The sequence below is a fragment of the Tunturiibacter empetritectus genome, assembly GCF_014201375.1.
Lineage (GTDB): Bacteria > Acidobacteriota > Terriglobia > Terriglobales > Acidobacteriaceae > Edaphobacter > Edaphobacter lichenicola_D.
On the sequence record NZ_JACHDZ010000003.1, the window covers coordinates 307,743 to 332,595 of the forward strand.

General features: G+C 60.4%; 21 protein-coding genes. 9 read left to right on the forward strand and 12 right to left on the reverse strand.

Annotation, left to right across the window (positions count from 1 at the left end; translation table 11 throughout):
- Window positions 1–64 precede the first annotated feature (64 nt).
- The 6 genes from HDF10_RS10355 to HDF10_RS10380 form a co-directional block, all read right to left on the reverse strand.
- Window positions 65–1,159 (reverse strand): DsbA family protein, encoded by a 1,095-nt coding sequence (locus tag HDF10_RS10355; protein ID WP_260177801.1) that lies wholly within the window; start codon window positions 1,157–1,159, stop codon window positions 65–67.
- Window positions 1,160–1,200: 41 nt separating this feature from the next.
- A complete protein-coding gene (locus HDF10_RS10360; RefSeq protein WP_183813039.1) occupies window positions 1,201–2,880 on the reverse strand; it encodes an NAD+ synthase in 1,680 nt (559 codons plus the stop codon).
- A 16-nt stretch (window positions 2,881–2,896) separates the two neighbouring features.
- Window positions 2,897–4,411, reverse strand: a complete 1,515-nt coding sequence (locus HDF10_RS10365) for a sugar transferase (RefSeq protein WP_183813041.1) — start codon at window positions 4,409–4,411, stop codon at window positions 2,897–2,899.
- Window positions 4,412–4,669: 258 nt separating this feature from the next.
- A complete protein-coding gene (locus HDF10_RS10370; protein ID WP_183813043.1) occupies window positions 4,670–5,599 on the reverse strand; it encodes an ABC transporter ATP-binding protein in 930 nt (309 codons plus the stop codon).
- Between the two features lie 69 nt (window positions 5,600–5,668).
- Window positions 5,669–6,403 carry a molybdenum cofactor guanylyltransferase gene (mobA, locus tag HDF10_RS10375; protein WP_183813045.1) on the reverse strand — a complete coding sequence of 245 codons (735 nt, stop codon included), beginning with the start codon at window positions 6,401–6,403 and terminating at the stop codon, window positions 5,669–5,671.
- Window positions 6,403–7,812 carry a dipeptidase gene (locus tag HDF10_RS10380; protein WP_183813687.1) on the reverse strand — a complete coding sequence of 470 codons (1,410 nt, stop codon included), beginning with the start codon at window positions 7,810–7,812 and terminating at the stop codon, window positions 6,403–6,405. The genes mobA and HDF10_RS10380 overlap by 1 nt, the downstream gene beginning before the upstream one ends.
- 149 nt (window positions 7,813–7,961) lie before the next feature.
- Between HDF10_RS10380 and HDF10_RS10385 the strand changes: the two genes are divergently transcribed.
- The 3 genes from HDF10_RS10385 (at window position 7,962) to HDF10_RS10395 (ending at window position 10,290) form a co-directional block, all read left to right on the forward strand.
- Window positions 7,962–8,369 carry a cupin domain-containing protein gene (locus tag HDF10_RS10385; RefSeq protein WP_183813047.1) on the forward strand — a complete coding sequence of 136 codons (408 nt, stop codon included), beginning with the start codon at window positions 7,962–7,964 and terminating at the stop codon, window positions 8,367–8,369.
- A 138-nt stretch (window positions 8,370–8,507) separates the two neighbouring features.
- Entirely contained in the window at window positions 8,508–9,305 is a 798-nt protein-coding gene (locus HDF10_RS10390; RefSeq protein WP_183813049.1) for a class I SAM-dependent methyltransferase, read from the forward strand.
- 154 nt (window positions 9,306–9,459) lie between these two features.
- Window positions 9,460–10,290 (forward strand): hypothetical protein, encoded by an 831-nt coding sequence (locus HDF10_RS10395; RefSeq protein ID WP_260177802.1) that lies wholly within the window; start codon window positions 9,460–9,462, stop codon window positions 10,288–10,290.
- A 52-nt stretch (window positions 10,291–10,342) separates the two neighbouring features.
- On the opposite strand, the gene HDF10_RS10400 is transcribed toward HDF10_RS10395, so the two are convergent.
- Window positions 10,343–10,813, reverse strand: a complete 471-nt coding sequence (locus HDF10_RS10400) for a MarR family winged helix-turn-helix transcriptional regulator (RefSeq protein ID WP_183813050.1) — start codon at window positions 10,811–10,813, stop codon at window positions 10,343–10,345.
- 42 nt (window positions 10,814–10,855) lie between these two features.
- Between HDF10_RS10400 and HDF10_RS10405 the strand changes: the two genes are divergently transcribed.
- Window positions 10,856–12,487 (forward strand): DHA2 family efflux MFS transporter permease subunit, encoded by a 1,632-nt coding sequence (locus tag HDF10_RS10405; RefSeq protein WP_183813691.1) that lies wholly within the window; start codon window positions 10,856–10,858, stop codon window positions 12,485–12,487.
- Between the two features lie 123 nt (window positions 12,488–12,610).
- On the opposite strand, the gene HDF10_RS10410 is transcribed toward HDF10_RS10405, so the two are convergent.
- Entirely contained in the window at window positions 12,611–13,378 is a 768-nt protein-coding gene (locus HDF10_RS10410; RefSeq protein ID WP_183813051.1) for a bestrophin-like domain, read from the reverse strand.
- A 129-nt stretch (window positions 13,379–13,507) separates the two neighbouring features.
- Between HDF10_RS10410 and HDF10_RS10415 the strand changes: the two genes are divergently transcribed.
- Window positions 13,508–14,062, forward strand: coding sequence for a DUF4232 domain-containing protein (locus HDF10_RS10415; protein WP_183813052.1), 555 nt, complete (start codon window positions 13,508–13,510; stop codon window positions 14,060–14,062).
- 130 nt (window positions 14,063–14,192) lie between these two features.
- Window positions 14,193–17,240 carry a preprotein translocase subunit SecA gene (gene secA, locus HDF10_RS10420; RefSeq protein ID WP_183813053.1) on the forward strand — a complete coding sequence of 1,016 codons (3,048 nt, stop codon included), beginning with the start codon at window positions 14,193–14,195 and terminating at the stop codon, window positions 17,238–17,240.
- A gap of 118 nt (window positions 17,241–17,358) precedes the next feature.
- Here the strand turns inward: secA and HDF10_RS10425 are convergent, their stop codons facing one another.
- Genes HDF10_RS10425 through HDF10_RS10435 form a run of 3 tightly spaced genes read right to left on the reverse strand, consistent with a single transcriptional unit; the run spans window position 17,359 to window position 21,376 of the window.
- Window positions 17,359–17,937: a hypothetical protein gene (locus HDF10_RS10425; protein WP_183813054.1), complete on the reverse strand. Its 579-nt coding sequence runs from the start codon at window positions 17,935–17,937 to the stop codon at window positions 17,359–17,361.
- The gene (locus tag HDF10_RS10430; protein ID WP_183813056.1) at window positions 17,934–19,889 is read right to left on the reverse strand and encodes a sensor histidine kinase; all 1,956 of its coding nucleotides are present in this window, start codon (window positions 19,887–19,889) and stop codon (window positions 17,934–17,936) included. Before HDF10_RS10430 ends, HDF10_RS10425 begins: the two co-directional genes overlap by 4 nt.
- Window positions 19,890–19,891: 2 nt before the next feature.
- On the reverse strand, window positions 19,892–21,376 hold the full coding sequence (locus HDF10_RS10435) for a sigma-54-dependent transcriptional regulator (RefSeq protein WP_260177803.1): 1,485 nt from the start codon (window positions 21,374–21,376) through the stop codon (window positions 19,892–19,894).
- 196 nt (window positions 21,377–21,572) lie between these two features.
- On the opposite strand from HDF10_RS10435, the gene HDF10_RS10440 reads away from it, so the two are divergent.
- Window positions 21,573–21,899 carry a rhodanese-like domain-containing protein gene (locus HDF10_RS10440; RefSeq protein WP_183813058.1) on the forward strand — a complete coding sequence of 109 codons (327 nt, stop codon included), beginning with the start codon at window positions 21,573–21,575 and terminating at the stop codon, window positions 21,897–21,899.
- A gap of 387 nt (window positions 21,900–22,286) precedes the next feature.
- Complete coding sequence (locus HDF10_RS10445; protein ID WP_183813060.1) at window positions 22,287–22,961, forward strand: hypothetical protein; 675 nt, start codon at window positions 22,287–22,289, stop codon at window positions 22,959–22,961.
- Window positions 22,962–23,151: 190 nt separating this feature from the next.
- Here HDF10_RS10445 and HDF10_RS10450 read toward each other — a convergent pair whose 3' ends face one another.
- Window positions 23,152–23,742 carry a hypothetical protein gene (locus HDF10_RS10450; RefSeq protein WP_183813062.1) on the reverse strand — a complete coding sequence of 197 codons (591 nt, stop codon included), beginning with the start codon at window positions 23,740–23,742 and terminating at the stop codon, window positions 23,152–23,154.
- A gap of 340 nt (window positions 23,743–24,082) precedes the next feature.
- On the opposite strand from HDF10_RS10450, the gene HDF10_RS10455 reads away from it, so the two are divergent.
- A complete protein-coding gene (locus HDF10_RS10455) occupies window positions 24,083–24,760 on the forward strand; it encodes a class I SAM-dependent methyltransferase (protein ID WP_183813064.1) in 678 nt (225 codons plus the stop codon).
- Window positions 24,761–24,853: the final 93 nt, after the last annotated feature.

The following is a 24,853-nucleotide window of genomic DNA, read 5'->3' on the forward strand; positions in this document are numbered from 1 at the left end:
CCCCGATCATCATGATCGGGGCTCTTTATCAAACCATTTCCGAGCGAACGAAACGCAGAAGCAGTTACTTCCCAAGTGTCGGAGGATTCGAGCTCCTACCCACCGCCGGCCCGGTCGCTCCCGTACTCACGCCATCCAGCGACGCCTGGTACGAGATGATTGTCTTCAGCGTCTCATATGGAATTCCCGCCAGCGGCAAAAGGTGCCCGTTCACCGCGAGCATCGGAGTCTGCTCCACGCCCACATCCTGCGCCAGCTTGATCGAAGCATCTACCTGATCCTTGGTCGCCGGAGTCGCCGCACATGCATCGATCGCCGCCGGATCCAATCCAGCCTTGGTCACCGCATCCTTCAGCGTCTGATTCCCCGTCTCTTCCGTCAAAGCAGCTTGCGTATCGAACACCGCGGCCGAGTAGACAAAAAACGCATCGTTCTTCTGCTTCTGCACGCAGTACCCATAGGCCGCCGCCTTGAACGCGAAGGGGTGCAGGTCCACCAACGGAAAGCTCTGGTACACCACACGTGCGTTCGGGAAGTCCTTCACCAGCTGGTCCATCGTAGACTGTGCTTCTTTACAATGCGGGCACTGCAGATCGGCGAACTCCACCAGAAGAAGATCCTTGCTCGTCGCACCGCGCGTCGCACCATCGGCGCGAGCCTGCAGCGTCTTACGCAGATCAGCAAACGGAGTCGCGCCAAACGGCACCACCGCGTCGCCCGCAACCGCATGCTTTCCATCCGGCGTCACAAAAAACACCGTCGGCTGCACCTTCGCGTTGGGACCCTTCCCCGACACAAACACCACCACCTTGCTAACACTCGGCGCCGAAGTGGTCTGGATCGCCTCCACCCGCCAGATACGGTCCGGGTCGTATCCCCACAGTGCCTTCAAAAACGCATTGACCGCATCCACCGTAGGCGTAGACGCCGTAAAGAACTTCTGGTTCACCGGAGGAAACGGATCCGCCTTGGTATCCTGCCCCAGGCTCTGCAGCTTCAGGGGAGCGTCAGACTTCTGCGCCGCAGGAGCCGTCTGCCCCGCAGGAGCCGTTTGCGCTCCCGCACCCGCTGCCGTCTGCGCTCCCGCCACTGCCGTAGCACTCAGAGCTACCACGCCCGCCAACATCCAATTCGAAATCTTCCCATTCAAAATCTTCAAAGACACCATCCTCCGCCGTCGCTATTCGCGCAGCTCCTCTATTACACCTGAACCTTGACCGCAATGGGAAACCGCCGCCCCATTCCGAACGACTTTCTCGTAACTTTCAACACTGGAGCCGCCTGCTGCCGCTTGTATTCGCTCTTCTCAACCAGCTGCAACACCGACCTCACCAGCGCCACATCCAATCCCTGCTCCTCGGCAATCTGCTCCGCCGAGCAATACCGCTCCACATACGCCTCCAGGATCGGGTCCAGCACCTCATACGGCGGCAGCGAGTCTGTATCCCGCTGCTCCGGCCGCAGCTCCGCCGAAGGTGGCTTCGAAATCGTCTCCCACGGAATAACTTCTTTGACGCGGTTCACATACCGGCTCAACGCATACACTTTCATCTTCATCACATCGCCGATCACGGCCAGCGCGCCCACCATATCGCCGTACAGCGTGCAGTATCCGGTCGACATCTCGCTCTTATTCCCGGTCGTCAACACCAGCGCGCCAAACTTGTTCGACAGCGCCATCAGCAGCGTCCCACGAATCCGCGGCTGCAAATTCTCCTCCGCAAGCCCAAACGGCGTCCCTGCAAATAGCGGCTGCAGCACATGCTGAAACTGCGCGAACACATCATGGATCGGCAGCAGCTCAAACCTCACGCCAAGGTTCTTCGCTAGCTTCCGCGCATCCTCAATCGAGCCCAGCGACGAGTACTCCGTCGGCATTCCCACGCCGATCACGTTCTCCTTGCCAAGGGCCTCCACCGCAATCGCTGCCACCAGCGCCGAATCAATTCCCCCGCTCAACCCAACCAGCACCTTGCTGAACCCGCACTTCCTCACGTAGTCCCGCGTTCCCAGCACCAGCGCACTCCACATCGCAGCGACCTCGTCTACCTGAGTCGCAGCCGCGATCGCCTCGCCATCCCGAGTATCGAAGACCACCAGATCCTCAGCAAACGAAGCCGCCCGCGCCACGACATGACCATCCGGCCGAATCACCAGCGACGAGCCATCAAACACCAGGCTGTCGTTCCCGCCCACCTGGTTCGTCATCGCCACAAACGCATGATGCCGCCGGGCCAGCGCAGCCAGCATATTCTGCCGGACCTGCGGCTTTCCCTGCCAATAGGGCGAAGCCGAGATATTTAGAATCACCCGCTGCTGCCCCACAAGCTCCTTCGGCTGAGACTCCCAACGCCCCATCAGCTTCTCAACCGGATCGACCGGATACATCTGCCGCGGCCAGAATCCCTTGTCGTTCCAGGCATCCTCGCAGATCGTAATCGCCAGCGGTTCCCCGCCGACACAGACCAGCGCCTGCTCCGTCGCCGGCTCAAAGTATCTCTGCTCGTCGAAGACGTCGTAAAACGGCAGCAGCATCTTCTGCTGCACGAAGCTCACCCTGCCCCCATCCATCAGTGCCGCGACGTTCCTCACCTGCTTACCCACGCTGGCCTTCGAAGCCATCACCGTCCCGCACAGAATCGCCGGTCGACCCGCAACAGCGGTCCAGCCTGCAAGCTCCGCGACCACCTGCTCCGCCCTCGCAATGAAGGAAGCCTTCTCAAGAAAGTCCGCCGGCGGATACCCACACACCGCCAGCTCCGGAAAGACCACAAGGCCCACGCCCAACGCCTCGGCACGAGCCGCATATTCAAGAATCTTCTTCGCATTCCCGGCGAAGTCCCCCACCGTCGGGTTGATCTGGGCAAGCGCTATCTTCACCCTTCAAGTCTACCGCTTAGGAGCCTGTCCCGCTCAACACCACACCCACCGTGCGCGCCAGAATCCGAAGATCCATAATCAGACTCCAGTTCTCCACGTACGCCGTATCCAGCGAGATATAGCTATCGAACGAGGGATCCTGCCGGGCCTCCACCTGCCACAGCCCGGTAATGCCCGGCAGCACATCCAGCCGCCGCAGATGTGCAAGATCGTACTGCTCCACCTCAGCCGCCATCGGAGGCCGCGGCCCCACCAGGCTCATATCGCCCTTCAGCACGTTATAAAACTGCGGCAGCTCATCGAGAGAATACTTCCGCAACACCCTGCCTACCTTCGTAATCCGAGGATCCTTCTTGATCTTGAACAGCACGCTGTCGCGCTCGTTCATGTGTTCCAGATCGGCCTTCAACTTATCCGCGTTCTGCACCATCGTCCGAAACTTGTAGCAGGAAAACGCGCGGCCTTTTCGCCCAATCCGCTGCGCCTTATAAAAGATAGGCCCTGGAGAGTCCAGACGAATCGCAACCGCGATCGCCAGCATCACCGGTGAAGTCAACACCAGCCCAATCACTGAAACTGTCGTATCCAACACCCGCTTCAGCAAAAATCCGCCGATCGGAAAATCTCTGCGGTGCAGCGGAATCGTCGGAAACTGACCGACATATTCGACCTTTGCATTCCACGCCAGGCCGTCATACATATCCGGAACCACACGGACATCGATGCCGGCGATACGAGCCTCTTCCACCATGCGGATCACCATCTTCTCCTCCGCCGGAACAGAAAAGAATATCTCATCCACAAACAACGATCGTGCCAGCGACAGGCAGTTCCTCGCATCGCCGATCACATCCGCATTGCCTGACTCCGCCTCACGCTCGGTCAACGCCACAAAGCCCTTGAATCGAAACCCCAGATGCTGCAGCGTGTCGATATGGTTCCTCAGCGCGTGCCCCACGCGCCCTGCGCCCACAATCAAGACATTCCGCGTCTCAATACCTGCTCGGAATCGCCGATAGACCATCCTCCGCCACAACGCGCGCCGCAGGCACAGCAGCACCGTCGTAAACACCACCATCAACCCAACCACGATTCGCGAGATCGCCTCCCCGCTCGACAGGTAAAGCGTCCCGCACAGAAGCAGGCCCGAGGTCAGCGATGCCTGAATCGTCATCCTCTGTTCATGCAATCCGCTATGGTGCTGAATCGTCCCATACAGCCCATACGACCGCGTAAAGAAGATCAGACAGATTCCATACCAGCCAATATAAAAAAACAGAAGGTTCGGGGAGGATCGGATCAGATGCGGGACCACATGCAGCGCAGGCACATCCGCGGGCGTCGCCACACGGAACCTTAGAGCTACAACAGCCGCAATCACCACGGTCAGCAGGTCCAGCGATGCCCACACCGTGCTCGTGATCGACGGCCTGCGGAAGACCCCGTCGCCGGCCCTTGACGCCCGTCTTCCATTCCCAGCGTATTTTCTCTCTGAAACGATGACCTGCTGCAGATAATCCGGTGTCGCCATAGCGAACGCCTTTCAACTCAAATAATCCCAGGGCCTTGTAGTCGATAGGATGCCCAAAGTTGAAGCTCAGGGGTACCGTCGATAAAAAAACACGCGAAATAATACAGCGCTGCGGGTCATTGAAAATTTTGGCTGCTATCTGGAGCATACGTCTCAGACCGGGGCTTGGCAACAGATACTGCAACAGTTTGCAGAACACCTATAACACCTTCATGGGAGTCGCTTTAACGGAGCCGCGCCTTGCCTCATGCCATAACCCTAGACCGGAGTAACCAACTCATCCAGCGCCAGAAACTCTTGAAGTATCGGATCCTGACTGCGTTCCATCTCTTCCATCGTTCCGAAGAAAATCGCTTTGCCTGCGCTCAAAAACACCACTCTATCCGCCAGCTTCTTCGCCAGCCGCATGTCGTGAGTGACCACAATGCTGGTGAGATGCAGCTGTTGCTTCAACCGTTCAATTAAATCTCCGAGAAGATGTGCCATCAGCGGGTCCACCATTGTCGTCGGCTCGTCATACAGCACCGCCTCCGGCTGCGACGCCAACGCCCGCGCAATTGCAACCGACCGCTTCATCCCCGTCGACAGGTCGGACGGCAGCAGGCCCTCCATCCCCGCGACCCCCACCATCTCCAGCAGCCCCTTCACCACCTGCAGAATCTGGTCCTCTGCCATCTCCCCGCGCTCCCGCATCGGAAACGCAACGTTCTCTCCCACCGTAATCGAGTCGAACAGCGCTCCGTTCTGAAAGACCATCGTCACCTTGCGGCGAATCTCCTGTAACTCCCTCTCCCCAAAGCCACAGATATTCTCCCCCGCAACCTTGATCATTCCCTTATCCGGCTTCAAAAAACCCAGCAACATCTGCAGCGAAACCGACTTGCCCACGCCGCTTCGTCCCAGGATGCACAGCGTCTCCCCCGGCAGCACATAGAAACTCACATCCTCCAGCACCACAAACTCGCCGAACGACTTGTACACATGTTCAAACGAGATGTAGGGCCCAGGCTTGTTCTTCACATCCGGCACTGCCTCGGCAGCAGCCTCATTCTGCTCCGCCGCCTGCTGGATAAAATCTCCCACCTCCGCCGACACATCCTCCGAGACACTCTCAATCAGCGGAGTATCCGCGGTCACCTCGGGCTGCTGTTCCTCGATCTTGTCTTCCTTGTCATCCCGCTCTGCCATCTCAGCGACTCCCACCAACCAAATCAAGACACAAATCTAGCCTAACCCATCGCCCCGCTATGTATCCCGCTATGTATCCAACGCATCGACATGCCGCTCCGCCTCGACAAACTCCTCCGGCGTATTCAAATTCGCAAACCACAGATGCTTCGCCGCCTGTTGCGCCTCCGTCAGCATCTCCCATCTCTCAAGATCGTCGTTCCCCGGTCCGGGATAAACGGAAACTGACGACTCTTCTCCCCACGGCAAGTTGAAAAACACTTGATGCAACGGCAATCGTTGTCTCTCTGCCAGTTCCTCCCCTGCGTTCTCAAGCACAGGAAAGACCTTGTACTGGCCCCGCTCGACCGCTTCGTAGACAAACGGTGCAACGTCTCGATGCAGCAAACAAAACAACGGCTGCGGTGTCCCAAACACCGTAAACAACGCCACCCTCGTACCTCTTATCTTCGAGAGGACACCACTGAAAGCAATAAAAGAGGATAAAAGCACCGAAGGAAAGAACGGCATGTCCACTGGCATATAGAGATTCCACTCATGCCTCGAATGCCTGAATGACGCCTCGATGCCTCCGATCGGTCCACATCCCGGGTGCAGATCTCGAACCAGTGGCGCAAATCGCTCCAATGCAGGATCGTTACCGAGAATACTTACCTCCGCGCACACACGTCGCAGCTTCGTCGTCGCATGAAGCGCAAGCGTCTTTCCCGCCAGTTCCAGCAGCGCCTTATCGCTTCCCATCCGCGAACTCTTCCCGCCGGCCAGCACATAGCCCCCTACGGGAGGGAGGTCTTCCCGCTGCATCAGGCGCCCACACCACTCAAAAACCGCACAATCGACTCGATCCCGCGATGAAAGTTCGCTAGATGAAACTTCTCGTTCGGAGCATGAAGATTGTCATCCGGCAGCCCGAATCCCATCATCACCGTCGGCACCTTCAGCTCCCGCACAAAGTCGCCCACTATCGGAATCGACCCGCCCCCCCGCACAAACACCGTCTCCTTGCCGAACACCTCACGCATCGCCTCAGTCGCAGCCTTCACGTAAGAGTTATCCGTGCTCACCACAATCGGATCGCCCGCATGAATCAACCGCACCTCCAACGCAACTCCCTTCGGCGCAATCGACTCCACATAGGCCTTGTACTTCCGAAAGCTCTCCGCCGGCGTCATATCCGGCACCAGCCGCATGCTCACCTTCGCCACGGCCTTCGCGGGGATCACCGTCTTAGCGCCCACTCCAACGAACCCACCCGGCATCCCATGTACGTCGAGCGTCGGCCTCGCCCACGTCCGCTCCTGCACACTCAACCCAGGCTCGCCCGTCAACACACTCGACCCAACCTCGGTAGCGCAATAGTGTTCTTCATCAAACGGCAGCGCCTTCCACGCCTTCAACTCATCCGCCGTCGGCTTCTGCACCTCGTCATAAAATCCCGGAATCAAAATCTTTCCATTCTCATCCTTCAACTTCGCAATCACCTGCGCCAGCGCGACAAACGGATTCGGAGCCGCCCCGCCATACATCCCCGAGTGCAGATCCGTCTTCGCCCCGCGAGCTTCGATCTCGGTATAGATCATCCCGCGCAACCCCACGCACAGCGTCGGCAGCTCCGGCGCAAACATCTCCGTATCGCTCACCAGCGCCACATCCGCCTTCAGCTGATCGCCATGCTCCCGCACAAACGCAGCGATCCCCTCGCCCCCAACCTCTTCCTCGCCCTCAACGATCACCCGCACATTTACCGGCAGCGTCCCACCGCCCGCCGCCATCAGCGACTCCAGCGCCTTCACATGCATCCACATCTGCCCCTTGTCATCCACCGCACCGCGAGCATAGATATTCCCATCTCTCTCTGTAGGCTCAAAGGGTGGCGACTTCCACTCATCCAGAGGCTCCGCCGGCTGCACATCGTAGTGTCCGTAACAAAGCACCGTAGGTTTGGCCTTCCCATCCGCTGCCGGAGCCGCATGCAGCCAGTCCGCATACACCAGCGGATGCCCCTTCCGCCCCGCGGTACTCGTCTCAATCAGACGAACGTTCTCCATCCCAATCCTCTTCAGCTCCGCCGCAACAAACTCCGCAGCCCGCCGCACATCCCCCGCATGCTCAGGAGCCGTAGACACCGAAGGAATCCGCAGCAGCGCCTTCAGCTCCTCGACAAAACGCCCCTTGTTCTCCCGCCCAAACGCAACCGCCGTCATCATCTTCATCGTCACCGATTCACTCCTGGACCATTCTCACGCCGGCAAAATCTGTGCCCGGCAAAACACAAGTATATGTCCGCTCCACCCGGCGACAATCATTCCCCTTGCATCTCATCCCTCACAAAGCGTAATTAATGCGGGCTGAGGAAAACACCATGACCACCTCCCTCAAAGACGGCACCATGATCGACAAACTGGCGCAGTTCGACCTCCATCAGGAGATTGCCGACGCCGAACAGAAGAAGCCCTGGCAATCCGGCCACTACGCCAAGACCCTCTTCAAGAAACACGACCTCCGAGTCGTCCTCATCGTCATGGAGAACGCCGCCCGAATGAAGGAGCATCACGCAGACGGAACCCTCTCCGTCCAGGTTCTCAAAGGGCAGATACGCTTCTCCGTTCACAGCAAGCCTCACGACCTCAAAGCCGGAGACCTCATCACTCTCAGCGCCTCCATCCGCCACGAAGTAGAAGCCCTTCAGGACTCCGCCTTCCTCCTCACCATCTCCTGGCCCAGCAACCAGGATCTGCTGGCAATGAAGCATCGCGGCTACGGCACCTAGCGTCGTTGTCTCTGAAACACGCATGATGTCCTGTCTGAAAGAAGCACCATCACTCTTACAGATCGGCGCTTCCTTATCGCCGCACAGAAAATTCTTATCTTCCTCGCAAAACGGCGCGCGGCGGCGAACAATAAGCACATGAGCGCCCAACCCTCCGGCCAAACCTGGAACACCGAAGCCTACGCCGCCAACGGCCGCTTCGTCGCCACCCTTGCCTCCGACGTCGTCGCTCTCCTCGCCCCCCAATCCGGCGAGCACATCCTCGATCTCGGCTGCGGCGACGGCGCCCTCACCGAACAACTCGCCGCCACCGGCGCCATCCTCACCGGCGTCGACGCCTCACCCACCATGCTCGCAGCCGCCCGTCAACGCAACCTCCACAGCGCAGTCAAATTCAACGTCGAGCACCACGACGCCACCGCACTCCCCTACCACAACCAGTTCGACGCCGTCTTCTCCAACGCCGCCCTCCACTGGATCACCGGCATCTCCGGCCATCAGGCCGCGCTCGCCGGCGTTCACCGCGCCCTTCGCATCACAAATCCACAGGCCCGCTTCGTCGTCGAGATGGGCGGCCACGGCAACGTCGCCGCCATCCGCACCGCACTCCAGGCCACTCTCGCGCCCTTCCACATCGACGCCGAAGCCACCGCCGCCAGCTTCTTTCCCTCACCAGTGCTCTATCGCCGTCTCCTCGAATCCGCCGGCTTCACCGTCCAATCCATCGCGCTCATCCCTCGCCCCACGCCGCTCCCCAACGGCATGGAGTCCTGGCTCAACACCTTCCGCAACGGTGTCCTCGACCGCCTCAATCCACACGATCGCGCAGCCGCCATCACCAGCATCATCGCCCTGCTCAAACCCATCCTCCGCGACGCCGACGGCAACTGGGTCGCCGACTACGTTCGCCTCCGCTTCCACGCCACCCTCCGCTAAGCGCCACAATCCCAAAGCAAATTTCAACGGAAAGCCCGCATCTAACTTCAATAGCTCGCCGCCTCTGTGCCTGAGAATCAATTAAAAGTCGATGAATCATCTCAGGCAGACCAAACATCATACTTTTACGTCTAATGAAATAACTAACTACCCAATGCCTATGAAAATAAAATCAGGTCACTCCCTCTGCGCCACCAATTTGTTCCTGTCACTGTATCTTTTCTGCGGCAACGCAGGGGCACAGAACAGACTGAACTCCCTCTCGGATAAGCCAGCCACTCTCAAAACAGTCAGTGCCGACACCACCTCATCGTCCTCGCTCGACAACTCCGACCTTCCCGACGCTCCTCAGGCACCTATCTCAGGCCCGGTCGCAGTGCAGGAAGGCGTTCAGACCAAGCGCATCCTCGGCATCTTTCCAAACTTCCGCGCTGTCAGCGCCAACACCCATCTCCCACCCCAAACGGTCCTGGAAAAGTTCAAAACTGCCTCGCAGGACAGCTTTGACTACTCCTCCATCTTTCTTCCTGCAGCAGTCGCCGGCATCAATCAGGCAACAAACTCAACTCCCGAGTTTCGTCAAGGTGCTGCCGGCTACGGACGCTACTATTGGCACGCCTTCGTCGATCAGGCCGTGGAAAACTACACCGTCGAGGCCATCTTCCCCGTCGTCTTCCGCCAGGACAACCGCTACTACACCTTGGGACACGGCGGTTTCATGAAGCGCGCCGGCTACTCTCTAAGCCGCGTCGTCATTACACGCAACGACGCTGGAAATGACACCTTCAACATCAGCGAGATCGTCGGCGCAGGAGCTGGCGCCGGACTCTCCAACCTTTACTATCCCTCGAGAGAACGTACCCTCGGCAACACCGTCAGCAAGTGGGGGTCAAACGTCGGTATCGACGCCGGCACCTTCCTCTTTCACGAGTTCTGGCCCGACATCAACCACAAACTATTCCACGGCAAACAACCCAGCCAGTAAAACATCGGCCTGCCTTCCCCACGGCAGGCCGTCCTGGTTCTCTCCTCAGAACCTACCGGCCGTCCGACTCCGGCCCAAGATTCGCAAGGCACTGCTCCAGCACCCCATTCAAAGCCTCGATCGAACCCTCCGCCACCCCCCGCCACAGCTTCCCTTCGATCTCCTTCACCATCTTTTCCGCCGTCTGAAGCAGCTCTTCCCCCTCAGCAGTCAGCTGCGCCGTAAGAATCCGGTCATTCCCCCGCCCTTTATTCCGTACAATCCATCCGTCTCTCTCCAGCCCCGTCAGCAGCGACTGCGCCGACTGCGGCGTCATGTAGCACAACCGCGACAGCTGAGCCCCAGACGCCCCCGGCTGCTCCCGAATCGTCTTCAGAATGTGCAGCTGCGCCGTCGTCACGCCATGTGGCCGCAGCGCCTCATCCATCTGACTGCGGAAGTGGATCAGGATGCGCTTCATCATCTGCGCCGCCCGCCGTCTCTCCGCCTGTCGTTTCGTACCGTTAGAATTTAAAGAAACCATATCAGTCTCCTGATATCATATCAGGAGACTGATATGGCAACAATGACTGCACCTTCGCCCGCACCTGGCCGGCTCAGGCCCATCGCCGCCACGCCTGCTGCGTGGAAGCCCCACCACAACCCCTGGGCCATCGCGCTCACCGTCACACTCGCCACCTTCATGGAGGTCCTCGATACCTCCATCGCCAACGTCGCCCTGCCCCACATCGCCGGCACTCTCGGCGCCAGCTCCGAAGAGGCCACCTGGGTCCTCACCAGCTACCTTGTCTCAAGCGCCATCGTCCTGCCCATCTCCGGCTGGCTCTCCAACCGCTTCGGCCGCAAGCGCTTCTACATGGTCTGCGTCGCCCTCTTCACCATCTGCTCTTTTCTCTGCGGCATCGCCAACACGCTTCCCCTTCTCATCGTCGCGCGCATCCTTCAGGGCGCAGGCGGCGGCGGCCTCGCGCCCAGCGAACAAGCCATCCTCGCCGACACCTTTCCCATCGAAAAACGCGGCCAGGCCTTCGCCGTCTACGGCATGGCCGTCGTCGTCGCACCGGCCATCGGCCCCACCCTCGGCGGCTGGATCACCGACAACTTCAACTGGCACTGGATCTTCTTCATCAACATCCCCATCGGACTCATCTCGCTCTACCTCAGCAACCGCATGGTCGAAGACCCACCCCACCTCAAGCAGCGCATGGAGCAGGCCAAGCACCTCAAGATCGACTTCCTCGGTCTCGGTCTCGTAGCCTTCGGTGTCGGTTGCCTCGAGTTCACCCTCGACAAAGGCCAGGAGAAGGACTGGTTCGGCGATCCCATGATTCGCACCTTCGCCATCCTCGCCGCCGTCACGCTCATCTTCTTCACCTGGTGGGAGTGGCACCACCCCGACCCCATCGTCGACCTCAAGCTCCTCAAGAACCGAAACTTCGGCACCGCTGTCTTCCTCCAACTCATCCTCGGCATGGTCCTCTTCGGCTCGACCGTCCTCATCCCGCAGTACCTCCAGGGCCTCCTCGGCTACACCGCCGAACGCGCCGGCATGGTTCTCTCCCCCGCAGGCTTCGTCATGATGCTCATGATGTTCGTCGCCGGCCGCAGCCTCGGAAAGTTCGACCCACGCCTCATGGTCTGCCTCGGCTACCTCGTCACCGCAATAGGCATCTACAACCTGACCCGCCTCGATCTCAACGCAGCCTTCGGCACTGTAACCCTCTGGCGCATGCTCCAGGTCATTGGCCTCGCCTTCATCTTCATCCCCATCAGCACGCTCAACTACGTCGGCGTTCCCCCCAGCAAGACCAACCAGATCTCCAGCCTCTCCAACTTCGCCCGCAACCTCGGCGGCAGCGCAGGCACGGCGCTCCTTACTACCTATCTCGCTCGCAACTCCCAGGTCCAGCAGGTCGCTCTCTCGGCGAACGTCATCCCGGGTAGTGTCCCCTACAACCTCTACATGGACCGCATGAAAGAGATGCTGATGTCGCAGGGTATGTCTGCCGCCAACGCCTCGCAGATGGCCGTAGGCCAGGCCTATCAGCAGATGCTCCGTCAGGCCTCGATGCTCAGCTACAAAAACGCCTTCGCCATCCTCGCCTGCACCATCTTCCTGCTCACGCCCCTGCCCTTCATCATGCGTCTCCCCACCAAAGCCGCCAAACCCGACCCCGAAGCCGCGGGCGGACACTAACCCCTGGCCTCAACGCCCTAATCCAGCACCTCGGACACACCCTACAGCGGCAAAAAGCGGGTGCCCACATCTCGAATTTGAGATGTGGGCTCTCGGCGACGCCTTTGAATAAGCGAGGAGCCGCTAACGACCCGCATCCAGCTGCATGATCGTCTGAGCACGCTCAAACGCAATCGGACTCACCGACACCGAACCCTCAAACGGCCGCGCCAGGTCCGCAATCGCCGACAGCGTCACCGCCACCACAAACGTCAGCGCCAGCACCTGGCAATAGTGCAGCCACTTATTGTCATTCCCCAACAGGCACGAAGACCCCACCGTCGCGCCTCCACCAGCCAACAGCAAAATCCATAACACAACCGGCAGCCGCACACGAAGCTGCTCCTCCCGCAGACTGCGCCTCTCCGAAAGCTCACTCAACACCCGCGTCAGGTGGTCCACGCTGTTCGCCGCGCCGGCATCGTCCTTCACCGCAGCGAGCAGCTTCCACATCTCCACCTCAATCATCTCGCCCGCCCGGCTCTCCTCCTGACGCTGCATCGCCGGCCACTCCTGGTGCACCACCGCATCCGCGTACTTCAGCCCCAGCGCGCGAAACGCCTCTCTCTCCGCAGCCGGCAGCGCCGACGCCACCCGCGTCACGGTCAACAGCGAGCTAGCCTCCTGCGCCGCATTCACCTCCGCAGCCCGAAAATCTATCCAGACCGTATACAGCATGAAGCCCAGAATCACTCCATACGTCGTCCCCAGAATGCCCAGCTGCCATCCCGTCACATCATTGATCAGCTTGCGATTGGGAATCGGCCACGCCCGATTGAGCACCAGCACCATCGCCACCGAAACCAGCATCGCCAAAACCACCATCAAGCTACTCTGCTCGTAACTCAGCATAAGATTCCCGCCTGAACGAAATCCCGCAACTGACAAGTCAGCTTACATCCCGTCTCCGCTTCCCGCCATTCCCAAAGCCATCCGAAAACATCTCACCAGATTCACAAAGAAAGACTAAAATTCTCGAGAGTGAACAAACCAGCCTCCAACGCGGTCTATGTAGTCGTCGCCGTAGTGCTCATCCTCGCCTCTTCAGCGAGCGCGACTCCGCTCCCCGCCGCGTCCACCCTGCTGGCCTGCACCGCCGCGCAGCTCTCGCTCTCCTTCGACGGCGAAAACGGCAACTTCGACGGCATGTCCCAGTCCGGCACCCTACTAGTCCTCCGCAACATCGGCGCCGAAACCTGCACCGTCCCCGGTCGCCCCGCACTCGCCTTCGAAGACGCCTCCAACACCAAACTCCCCATCTCCCTCGAAACCCCGCCCGGCATGCACCCCGGCCCGGTCATCCTGCCCGTAGCGATCCCTGCAAACGCCGAAGCCACCGGCGAGCTCCACTGGGTCTCCGGCGAGGTCTTCGACAACAGCAAGTGCTTCACCCCGGCCTTCGTAGCCATAGCCTTCGGCGCCGAAACCCTCCGCGCTCCCTTCACCGGCCACCTTTGCGCGCCCTCAGGGCAGGACGCCAAGTACCGCTTCGCCTATCTCAAGCGCGATCCGGTCTACGTCCGTTCGAAGTCCTAGCCCGCTCGAATCCGTCACCCATGAGCTCCAGATTTGCCGTATCTCACACGGCCAACTTCCCTGCCAACCGCGCCACCCATACCAGTTACACTAGTATTTGGGACAAAGTGCGCCCCCGAAGGATACCGTTTTGCTCAACTCAGTCATTGCAAAAGTCTTTGGCACCAGTAACGAACGCGCCGTCAAGCGCATCCAGCCCACCGTCGCGCAGATCAACGCGCTCGAGCCGACCATTCAGGCGCTCTCCGACGAGGCTCTGCGCAACAAGACCGCCGAGTTCCGCCAGCGCATCGCAGATTCGATCTCGCACATCGCCGACACCCCCGAGAACGCCGACGAGCGCAACGCCGCCGAAAAGGCCGCCCTCGACGCCATACTGCCCGAAGCCTTCGCCGTAGTCCGCGAAGCCGGCAAGCGCGCCGTGCAGATGCGTCACTTCGACGTGCAGCTCATCGGCGGCATCGTCCTCCACTCCGGCAAGATCGCCGAGATGAAGACCGGCGAAGGAAAAACCCTCGTCGCCACGCTCCCCTGCTATCTCAACGCCCTCGCCGGCCGTGGCGTCCACGTTGTCACCGTCAACGACTACCTCGCCAAACGCGACGCCGAATGGATGGGCAAGATCTACGGCTTCCTCGGACTCACCGTCGGCGTCATCGTCCACGACCTCTCCGACGAGCAGCGCCGCGAAGCCTACGCCTCCGACATCACCTACGGCACCAACAACGAGTTCGGCTTCGACTACCTCCGCGACAACATGAAGTTCGAGCTCAAGGATCAGGTTCAGCGCGGCCACTACTACTGCATCGTCGACGAAGTGGACTCCATCCTCATCGACGAAGCCCGCACCCCGCTCATCATCTCCGGCCCCACCGACCAGACCACCGACAAGTACGCCCGCGTCAACGTCATCATCCCCAAGCTCGAACTCGGCGAACTCATCGAAACCGTCGAAACCAAAACCTGGTCCGGCGACTACGTCGTAGACGAAAAAACTCGCTCCATCACGGTCACCGACGAAGGCTGGGAGAAGATCGAAGGCCTCCTCGGCATCGGCAACATCGCCGACCCCGAAAACTGGGATCTCAAGCATCACGTCGAAGTCGCCATCAAAGCCCACTCCCTCTACAAGCGTGACGTAGAGTACGTCGTCAAGGACGGCGAAGTCATCATCGTCGACGAGTTCACTGGCCGCCTCATGCCCGGCCGCCGCTGGTCCGATGGATTGCATCAAGCCGTCGAAGCCAAGGAAGGCGTGGCCATCCGCAAGGAAGATCAGACGCTCGCCACCATCACCTTCCAGAACTACTTCCGCATGTACAAAAAACTCAGCGGCATGACCGGCACCGCCGAGACCGAAGCCGCCGAGTTCGACAAGATCTACAAGCTCGACATCGTCGTCACGCCCACCAACCGCAAGATGCTCCGCATCGAAAACGCCGACGTCGTCTACCGCACCGCGCAGGAAAAATACTTCGCCGTCGCCGACGAGATCGCCCGTCTCCACGGTGAAAAACAGCCCGTCCTCGTCGGCACCACGTCGATCGAAAAGTCCGAACTCCTCTCTGAGATCCTCAAGCGCAAAGGCGTCCGCCACGTAGTCCTCAACGCCAAGTTCCACGAGAAGGAAGCAGAGATTGTCGCCCAGGCCGGCCGCCTCGGCATGGTCACCATCGCCACCAACATGGCAGGCCGCGGCACTGACATCCTCCTCGGCGGCAACGCCGAGTTCATGGCCCGTCAAGATCTCGTCCGCAAGCAGCAGGCCCGCGCCGTCTCCGCAGCCGAAGGCATCATCAGCCCCGTCGCCGGTCCCGGCATGGTTCGCTTCTACTACACCGGCCAGGAGTTTGAAACCACGCAAGCCAACTGGGACGCTGCCACCGCAGCCCACGAGGGCGCAGCCAAAGCCGAGCACGAATCCGTCATCGGCGCAGGCGGCCTCCACATCCTCGGCACCGAACGCCACGAATCACGCCGCGTCGACAATCAGCTCCGCGGACGCGCCGGCCGTCAGGGCGACCCCGGCTCCTCGCGCTTCTTCCTCTCCCTCGAAGACGACCTCATGCGCATCTTCGCCCGCGAGTGGGTCTCGACCCTCCTCCAGCGCCTCGGCATGGAAGAGGGTGTCCCCATCGAATCCGGCATGATCTCCCGCCGCATCGAGGCCGCGCAGAAGGCCGTCGAAACCCAGAACTTCGAGTCCCGCAAACACGTCCTCGAGTACGACGATGTCATGAACAAACAGCGCGAAGCCGTCTACGGTTTGCGAAGGCAGTTGATGGAAGGCGTAGACCAGAAGCAGCTCATCACCGACGACTACACCTCCACCATCCTTTCCAACATCCTCGACGAGAACGCCCCTGAAAAGGCCCACGCCGACGTGTGGAAGCTCGAGCCTCTCTTCGCGCAGCTCTACGACATCTTCGGCGCACACCTCGAAAAAGAGATCGACGCCACCACGCTCAACCGCCACGAACTCGGCGAAGCCATCTTCCAAAACCTCCGCGGCCGCTACGACATCAAGGAGAACATCCTCGGCGCCGAAGCCATGCGCTACCACGAGCGCATCGTCATGCTCTCCGTCCTCGACGGTCTCTGGAAAGATCACCTCCTCGCCATGGACCACCTCAAAGAGGGCATCGGCCTCCGCGGCTACGCGCAACAAGATCCACTCGTCGCCTACAAGAAAGAGTCCTTCGAGATGTTCGAAGGCATGATGATGCGCTTCCAGGAAGACACCGCACGCCACCTCTTCCGCATGCAGATCATCGGCCCCGACGGCACGCCAATCGAATCCGCCGAGCAGCTTGCTCAAGCCCAGGCCCACGCACAGGCTCTAGCCCAGGCTCAACAAGCCCAGCAGCTAGCCTCCGCCAGCGCGCAAAGCGCCCTGCCCCCATCCGGTCCACCGCAACACACCAACGCCCCCGCCGCGCGTCAAAACCCACCAACCCCGCCACCAAACCGCGCACCCTCCACCACCATCGACGCCCTCGAGCGCGAGTTCCAGAAGAAGAAGCAGCGCGAACTCGAGCAAGCCCGCTCCGTCAGCTCAGCCTCCGCCGACACCAACGGCTCCGGCCCACGCCACGCCGGCGAAAAAGTAGGCCGCAACGACGAGTGCCCCTGCGGCTCCGGCAAGAAGTACAAAAAATGCCACGGCGCCAACGCCTAGTTCGAGCACGAACGAGCAAGTCAGCTTGGAACCAGCGAGTCAGCGATAAACCCGTCAGCGAGTCAGCAAGTAGTTGCCCCGCGCAAGAACTCCGCTGATTCGCTAACCAGCTGACTCGCTATTTCTCCAGATCATCCAGCAGCAGCTTAGCCTTCGTAGCCAGCGTCTTCGCCCCTTCGGCATCGCCGGACTTCAACGCGTCCTGAGCATCCTTCCAGAAGTTCTTCACCTTACTCACCTGGGCCTTTTGCTCTTCCACCTTCTGCGCCGGCAGCGCATTCAGCCTCTTGTCGATCGACGCGATAAGATCCTCTGCCTCCTGTTTCGTCTGCGGATTCGTCTCTCCCCCCGCCGTCAAAGCACCCACCGCAGCATCTGGCGACGGAGCAGCAGCGGCGCTGGCCACCTGTGTCTCCGCCGGCGGTGGTTCAACCGATGCGACAACCTTAGGCGTCTTCTTCCTCTTCTTCGGCTTCCCTGCCTCGGTCGACACCGGCACCGCCGGCAGCTTTACCGGCGGCTCCTCCACCATCGGCAGATCATCCGGCTCCGGAATATTCTCAAGCGCTACCGGAGCCATCACAGGCGGCAGCGGCGCGAGCTGCGGCTTATGCCGGCATCCCGCCATCCCCATCGCCAAACCAAACCAGAGAGTCGTCCATGCGATCTTCTGCGTAATGTTGCCCGTACCCTTCAAACCCGTTCCCCTAGCTCTTTCTGATTCTGAACTACTCCTGCGGCCTTCCTGCTCTCGCCGCCAACTCCCGCCGCAGCCGGCAGCCGAAACGTAAAGGTCGTCCCACGCTCGACCGAGTCCGGGTCGGCATTGGATCGCACCTCCATCGCTCCGCCATGCAGCTGCAAAATCCGGTACGTCATCGCCAGCCCAATTCCGCTGCCCTTTGGTTTGGTGGTGAAGTACAGTTCGAAGATACGCGGTAATAGCTTCTCAGGTATACCCTCTCCTTCGTCAATTACTTCAACCACCGCCAGCTGGTGGTCCCGCCGCATCCGTACCACCATCGCCCCGCCCTCGGGCATAGCCTGCATACCGTTCAGCAACAGGTTCAACAGCGCCTGCTGCATCAGCTGCGCATCCACCCTCACCATCAACGGATCCTTCGGAGCATCCACCACCACCCGCACCCGGTTCTCCTTCATCTCGGCCGAGGTCAGCTCCATCACAACCGCAACCACCTGCCGCAGGTCATGCTCCCGCAGATGCAGTTCCATGGGTCGCGAAAAGTCCGCCAGCGTCTGCACCACTCTGTCCAGCCGCTGCATCTCGCCCGCCAGAATCTCCACATGCCGTTGCGCCCCGCCAAACGCCTCGGCCCCGCCGGGCGCCAGCTTCCCGCGCAGCAGCTCCAGATGCAGCACCATCGCGTTGATCGGGTTCTTTACCTCATGCCCTACCCCGGCCGTCAGCCTCCCAATCGCCGCCAGCCTCCTCGCGACCTCCAGCTCCTGCCCCAACTGTGCCACCGACTCCATATCCCGCAGGGTCAACAGCGTCGCCACACTCCCCACCCCGCTCAATCGATCGTCGATCCGGTCCAGCGAGAATTGCACCTGCCGCCCATCCTCCAGCGTCAACGCCTGCGCACTCACCTGGCCCCCCTCGGCGAACGCCTCCAACACCGCCTCTCCCAGCACGCTATCCGGAGCAAAGATCTCTTCCAGCCGCATGCCAACCAGCTTCTCGTGATCTTCGTTCAACGGGGCTCCCAGAAAATAAGCCACCGCATCCGACACCATCACCGCCCGCCGGTCCGCCGTAAACAGCATCACGCCATCTCGCAGCGTATCCAACATCTGGTTCAGATTCGCCTGCAGCGCCGTATACCCGGCCTCCTGCGTGCGCATCTGTTCTCCCAACCGGTCCAGCGTCTTCGTCACCCGCACCACCGCGTCATTCCTTACTCCGCTGTCCAGCAACCTCTCCGAAATCGCGCCGCCCGTCAGCGTCAAGCTCTCCAGCCGCGCGCTGATCGCCTCCAGTGGTCGCAACGCCACATTCGCCAGCAGCCCAGCCGACAACATCGCCGCCAGCGCCGCCAGCGCCGCAAAGATCAGAGCATCCAGTAACCACGGCTCATAGGCGTTCTTCAAAAACGTCGACCGCACCCCAACATGCACCACCAGAAACGGAGCCCCATTCCGCTCCAGCGACTGCGAGATATCCAGCACCCGCGGCTTGCCGAACACCACCCTCATCTGCCGCGAGATCGGCCCGTTCTGCACACTCGCCAAACTGAACCGGAACACCGCCGGCTGATCCACCGCATCCGGGTCCGTACTCAATAACGTCAACCCATGCGCATCCGTCACGCTCACGTCCTGCACCGTAGGCGAGTAGCGCACAATCGTATTCATCACCTGGGTCAGAGCCGTCTGGCTCCTGAGCGCATCCACCACCGCCGCATGCAGCGCCTCGTCACTCCGGTCCACCGGCGGATTCGCCCGCAACCCCGTCTCCACCGCCTTCCGCATCTCCAGCCAGACCTCGTGCACCAGCACATCATTCGCCGCAGCCGTCTGCTCGATCCTCTGCCGCAACAGCTCGCCCACGAACAGTGCCGAAAGCACCAGCACGATCGCAAACGTCAACCCCGTTGCCGCAAGAACCAGCTTCGTCTTCAGCCGCATCGTTACTCCGTCACAGCAGCGTTCGAATATTCCTTCAGCTTATTCTGCAACGTCTTCGAACTGATTCCCAGGATCTCCGCGGCCTTGGTCTTGTTGTTATGCGTCGCCACCAGCGTCTTCAGAATCAGCTGCCGTTCTGCCTCATCCACCGTCGTCCCCACCTCCACCCGCACCGAGTTCGACTCATCCAATCGCCTCTGACCATCCTCAAATTGTGCCGCATGCGCAGCCGCAACAACAGACTCTACGCCGCCCACCCGGTTAGGAGGAGGCGCAAATCCCGGCTCCCCAAAGTGCGGCGGCAGATGCTCAATCCCCAGCATCCCCGACCCTGCCAGAATCACCGCCCGCTCAATCGTGTTCCGCAGCTCCCGCACATTGCCCGGCCACTTGTAACTCTCCAGCCGCGTCATCAGCGAGTCCTTCAACCCCGCCACCGTGCAGTGATGCCGCTCATTCATATCGTCGATCATCTTCTCCGCAATCGCAGAAACATCCATCAGGTGATCCCGCAGCGGAGGCATCTGGATATTAAAAACATTTAGCCGATAGTAAAGATCCCCCCGCAGCTCCCCGCTCGACACAGCCTTCTCCGGATCTTTATTCGTAGCCGCCACCACCCGCACATCTACCGGCGTCTCGATCTTGCTGCCCAGCCGTCGCAGCTTCCGATCCTCCAGCACCCGCAGCAGCTTCGCCTGGGTCGCCATCGGCATCTCGCCAATCTCATCGAGCAGCAGCGTTCCCTCCTCCGCCAACTCAAAGCACCCAGCCCTTCGCTCCAGCGCCCCGGTAAACGCGCCCTTCTCGTGCCCAAAGATCTCGCTCTCGATCAGCGTCTCCGGAATCGCCGCGCAGTTCACCGCCACAAACGGCTTCAGCCTCCGCGCACTTAGATCATGCAGCGCCCGCGCCACCAGCTCTTTTCCCGTCCCGCTCTCGCCCGTCACCAGCACCGACACATTCGACGGAGCAATCCTCTCGATCATCGCAAAGATATCCACCATCTGCGGCGACGACCCCACCATCGGCCCCAGCACGCCCGTGTCTCTCAGCTGCCGTCCCGTAGCCTCCAGCTCCGCATCCGCCTCCCGCTGCCGGCTCGCATTATGCAGAATCGTCTTCAGCCGAACCGGATCCACCGGCTTCGGAATATAGTCGTACGCCCCCATCCGCATCGCATCGACAGCCGACTCAATCGACCCCTGCGCCGTCAGCATCACCACCGCAATCCTCTGCGGCAGCTCGCCAATCCGGCTCAGCAGCTCCATCCCATCCATCCGCGGCATCTTCAGGTCCGTCACAATAATCGCGGGAGCCCACGACACCGCCTTCTCCAGACCCTCCATCCCATCGGCCGCACACTCAGCCCTGTAGCCCCAGCTCTCAATCAGCTCCGTCAGCCCACTGCGAGCGTGGACCTCGTCCTCAACAATCAGTACCTTCTCCAATACACTCTCCAAACCAAAACCATTCGTCGAACTCAAGACAGTCTCCTAAGCAGCCACCGTCCACAATTAAATTCGTAAGCTTCCCAACAGGATGCACCCTGCTCAACCACATCCCCAACCACATTCCCAGCCCGGCACGCTCCGCAGAACCGTCAGAATTAACCCAGTCCTCGCCGAAGCCCCATAGCGGGACCCTGTGCCTGATGCTATCTCTAAGGATATCCTTGAAATCATGCTAGAGCCCGAAATTACCGCAGAAGCCTTCTCCGCCCTCCGCCAGCAGCCCAGCGCCCCTCTCTTATTGGACGTCCGCGAGCCCTGGGAGTTCCAGACCGCCCACCTCCCCGGCTCCACCCTCATCCCCATGGGCGAGATCCCCTCCCGCGCCCACACCGAACTCGACCCCGACGCCCCCATCGTCGTCCTCTGCCATCACGGAGCCCGCTCTCTCAGCGTCACCATGTGGTTGCGTAATCAAGGCTTCGAGCACGTCCAGTCCCTCGCCGGAGGCATCGACGCCTGGTCTCGCACCATAGACCCCACCATCCCGCGCTACTAACCCAACCCGTCCATTCCAAAGGCCGTCTAGCCTGAACCGAATGTCCGTCATCCTAAAAGGGGCGCCACCCTAAAATAGCCGTCATCCTGAACGCAGTGAAGGATCCCCGTATTTCGTCTTTGCAGTTGTAGTTGCAGTTGCAGTTGCAGTTGCAGTTGCAGTTGCAGTTGCGGTTGCCCTTCTTGTTGTCATCCCCGAAGGGGATCTGCGGTTGCTTTTGCCGTTGCCCGTTCTTTTGTTTGTCATTCCGTAGCGAAGCGGAGGAATCTGCTGTTGCCTTTTTTGCTCGTCATTCTGTTCCTGAGCGAAGCCGAAGGGTGAGGAGTCTACCGTTGCCCTTTCTCCCAGACGTTCGATAATCCACAACAACCCCGCAGGAGGTCTAAATTGAAAAAGCTCCTCCCCCTGTTCCTGCTCCTCCTAACCCTGACCACCCCAGCCCAACAAAACCTCCCGCCCAACTACCAGACCATCCTCACCAACGACACCTTCAACGTAATCCGCGTCCACTACGCCCCCCACGAGAAGGTCCCAGTCCACGATCACCCCGCCACCTCCACCGTCTACGTCTACCTCAACGACTCCGGCCCCGTAAACATCATCCACAAGAACCCTCCCCAAACCATCACCCGCCCCCCCACCCACCTCGGAGCCTTCCGCATCAGCCGAGGCCTCCTCGAGCGTCACTCCATAGAAAACCTAAGCGACCTCCCCTCAGACTTCCTCCGCGTCGAACTCCCCCACCTCGACCTCGGCAACACCCCCGACTTCCGCGGCCCCGCCCCCACCGACCTGACCCACAACCTCAACTCCACCGAGTTCTCCTCCCCCGGCCTCTCGGTCCTCAGAGTCCTCTGCGCCTCGTCCTCCCCGTGCAACGTGCCGCCCTCCTCAACCCAGTCCGTCGTAGTAGCCCTCTCCGACACAACCATCCTCCACAACGGCCAACCCACAAAGATCAGCCTGGGCACTGTAGTCGCCATCGCTCCCAGCCAGCCCTTCCAGATCGCCCCCACCACCCCCACAGAGCCAGCCCACATCCTCCTCATCTCAAGCCATTAACCCATCACCGACGGGCGCCCCGCCGAAACACGGGTGCCCCATTCATGCAGTCTCATCGCATGAGTGGCCATTGGCGCACGCGCGAACCGCTCTACTCTAAGTTAGCGAAACTGTCAGATTCGGCCAAGGACTAAACCACGCACAGAGAGCTTATCCCACGTAAACTCGTAACCCTTACATCAAGAAAAGCTCAACTCTGCGGCTGCGGCTGAGGATTCGTCTGGTCCGGCTCGGCGTTCCCTTCCGGAGACGCAGGCTCTCCCGGCTCAGCCTCCTGCACCGGCGCAGTCAGATTATCCTGAATCCTCTGGCCAGGCACTCCCGGCAGCGGCCGATTGATCGGAGCCTCCGGAGCCTCCTGAATCCGCGGCTCATCCTGCTGAGCCTGCCGAATCTTCGCGCTCCGCTCAACCACCCCATTCAGTTCCTGCTGCTGCCGTTGGGAGGCCGCCTGCTGCTGTTGCAAGAGACTCGCATCCCGCTGCCTCTGCGCCTCAGCTAGAGCCTCCGGGTCCACCACTGGCCGCGGAACCGGCACAACAGCAGGCGCAACCGCCCGCCGCACCGAGTGATGCACCCCCTTATCGGCGACCAACGGCTCAGGCGGCGGATCATCCGGAAAATTCGGCTGCGCAGGCCGAGGCGCCGTTCGCACCACAGGCTGCACCGCTGCCGGAGCCTGCTTCTTCTTGCATGCCTGCCCCACCATCAAGGCCAACCCCACCACCGCCAACCCCGCACCCTTCGCCAACCGTGCCAGCATCCCGTACCTCGCCCTCATTGGATGCGGCCTCCCCGGGCGCCGCACCTGTCTCTCCCGCCAGAATCCTCCAGCCAAATGCCTCTCCGTGCTATTGTTGTGCCATCCCTCCCGGCGACCTCAAAGATTTCACCGTCTCCAGGAGATCAAAAGCAAGATCAAAACCGGCTCATCAAACTGCCTTCCCCACCATACAACCGCTCCCCGATAGACTCCATCAAACCAGCATAAGTCAACACTTAGCAGCCAAACAAACAACATAAAAGCGTTGAAATTTCCAGCCCTTCTGCACTTCCTGTAATCCACTGCAAGTACGCTTCTGCCGACTGATCCTCCCAACTCCCCAGGAGACCAGTAAGCAATGCTCGAAATCGTCAAAACCTTTCTCAAGAATGTCCCCGTCATCGGCCACGGTCTCCTTCAACTTCGCCGCGCGCAGTTCCGAAACTCGGTCGACTACTGGGATCAGCGCTACCGCAAGGGTGGCGACTCAGGCGCAGGCAGCTACAACCGCCTGGCCCGGTTCAAGGCCAACTTCCTCAACACCTTCGTCGAGCAGCACCGCATCTCCTCCGTCATCGAGCACGGCTGCGGCGACGGGGCTCAACTCAAACTCGCCCGCTATCCCAACTACACCGGCGTCGACATCTCCCCCAAAGCCGTCGAGATATGCCGCACTCTCTTCGCCAACGATCCCACCAAACGTTTCTTCGAAGCCAGTCTCCTCCCCGCCGCCGTCAAGGCCGACCTCGCCCTCTCGCTCGACGTCATCTACCACCTCGTCGAGGACCACGTCTTCCACGACTACATGCAAAACCTCTTCGTCTCCGCCAGCCGCTTCGTCGTCGTCTACTCCAGCAACATGAATCAGGACTGGCCCTACAAGCACGTCCACCACCGCGCCTTCACCGACTGGGTCGCCCAACATCAACCGCAATGGTTTCTCCAGTCCAAAACCCCCAACGACTACCCCTACGACCCCAACAACCCCGACAAGACCTCCTTCGCCGACTTCTACGTCTTCGCCGTCACCAGCTAGGCAGTATCGACATAGAGCACATCCGAAGCACCTGACAAAATCCAGACACTTATCCCGACCCAAAAATAAATCTCAAAACCCTGTCACTTTTTT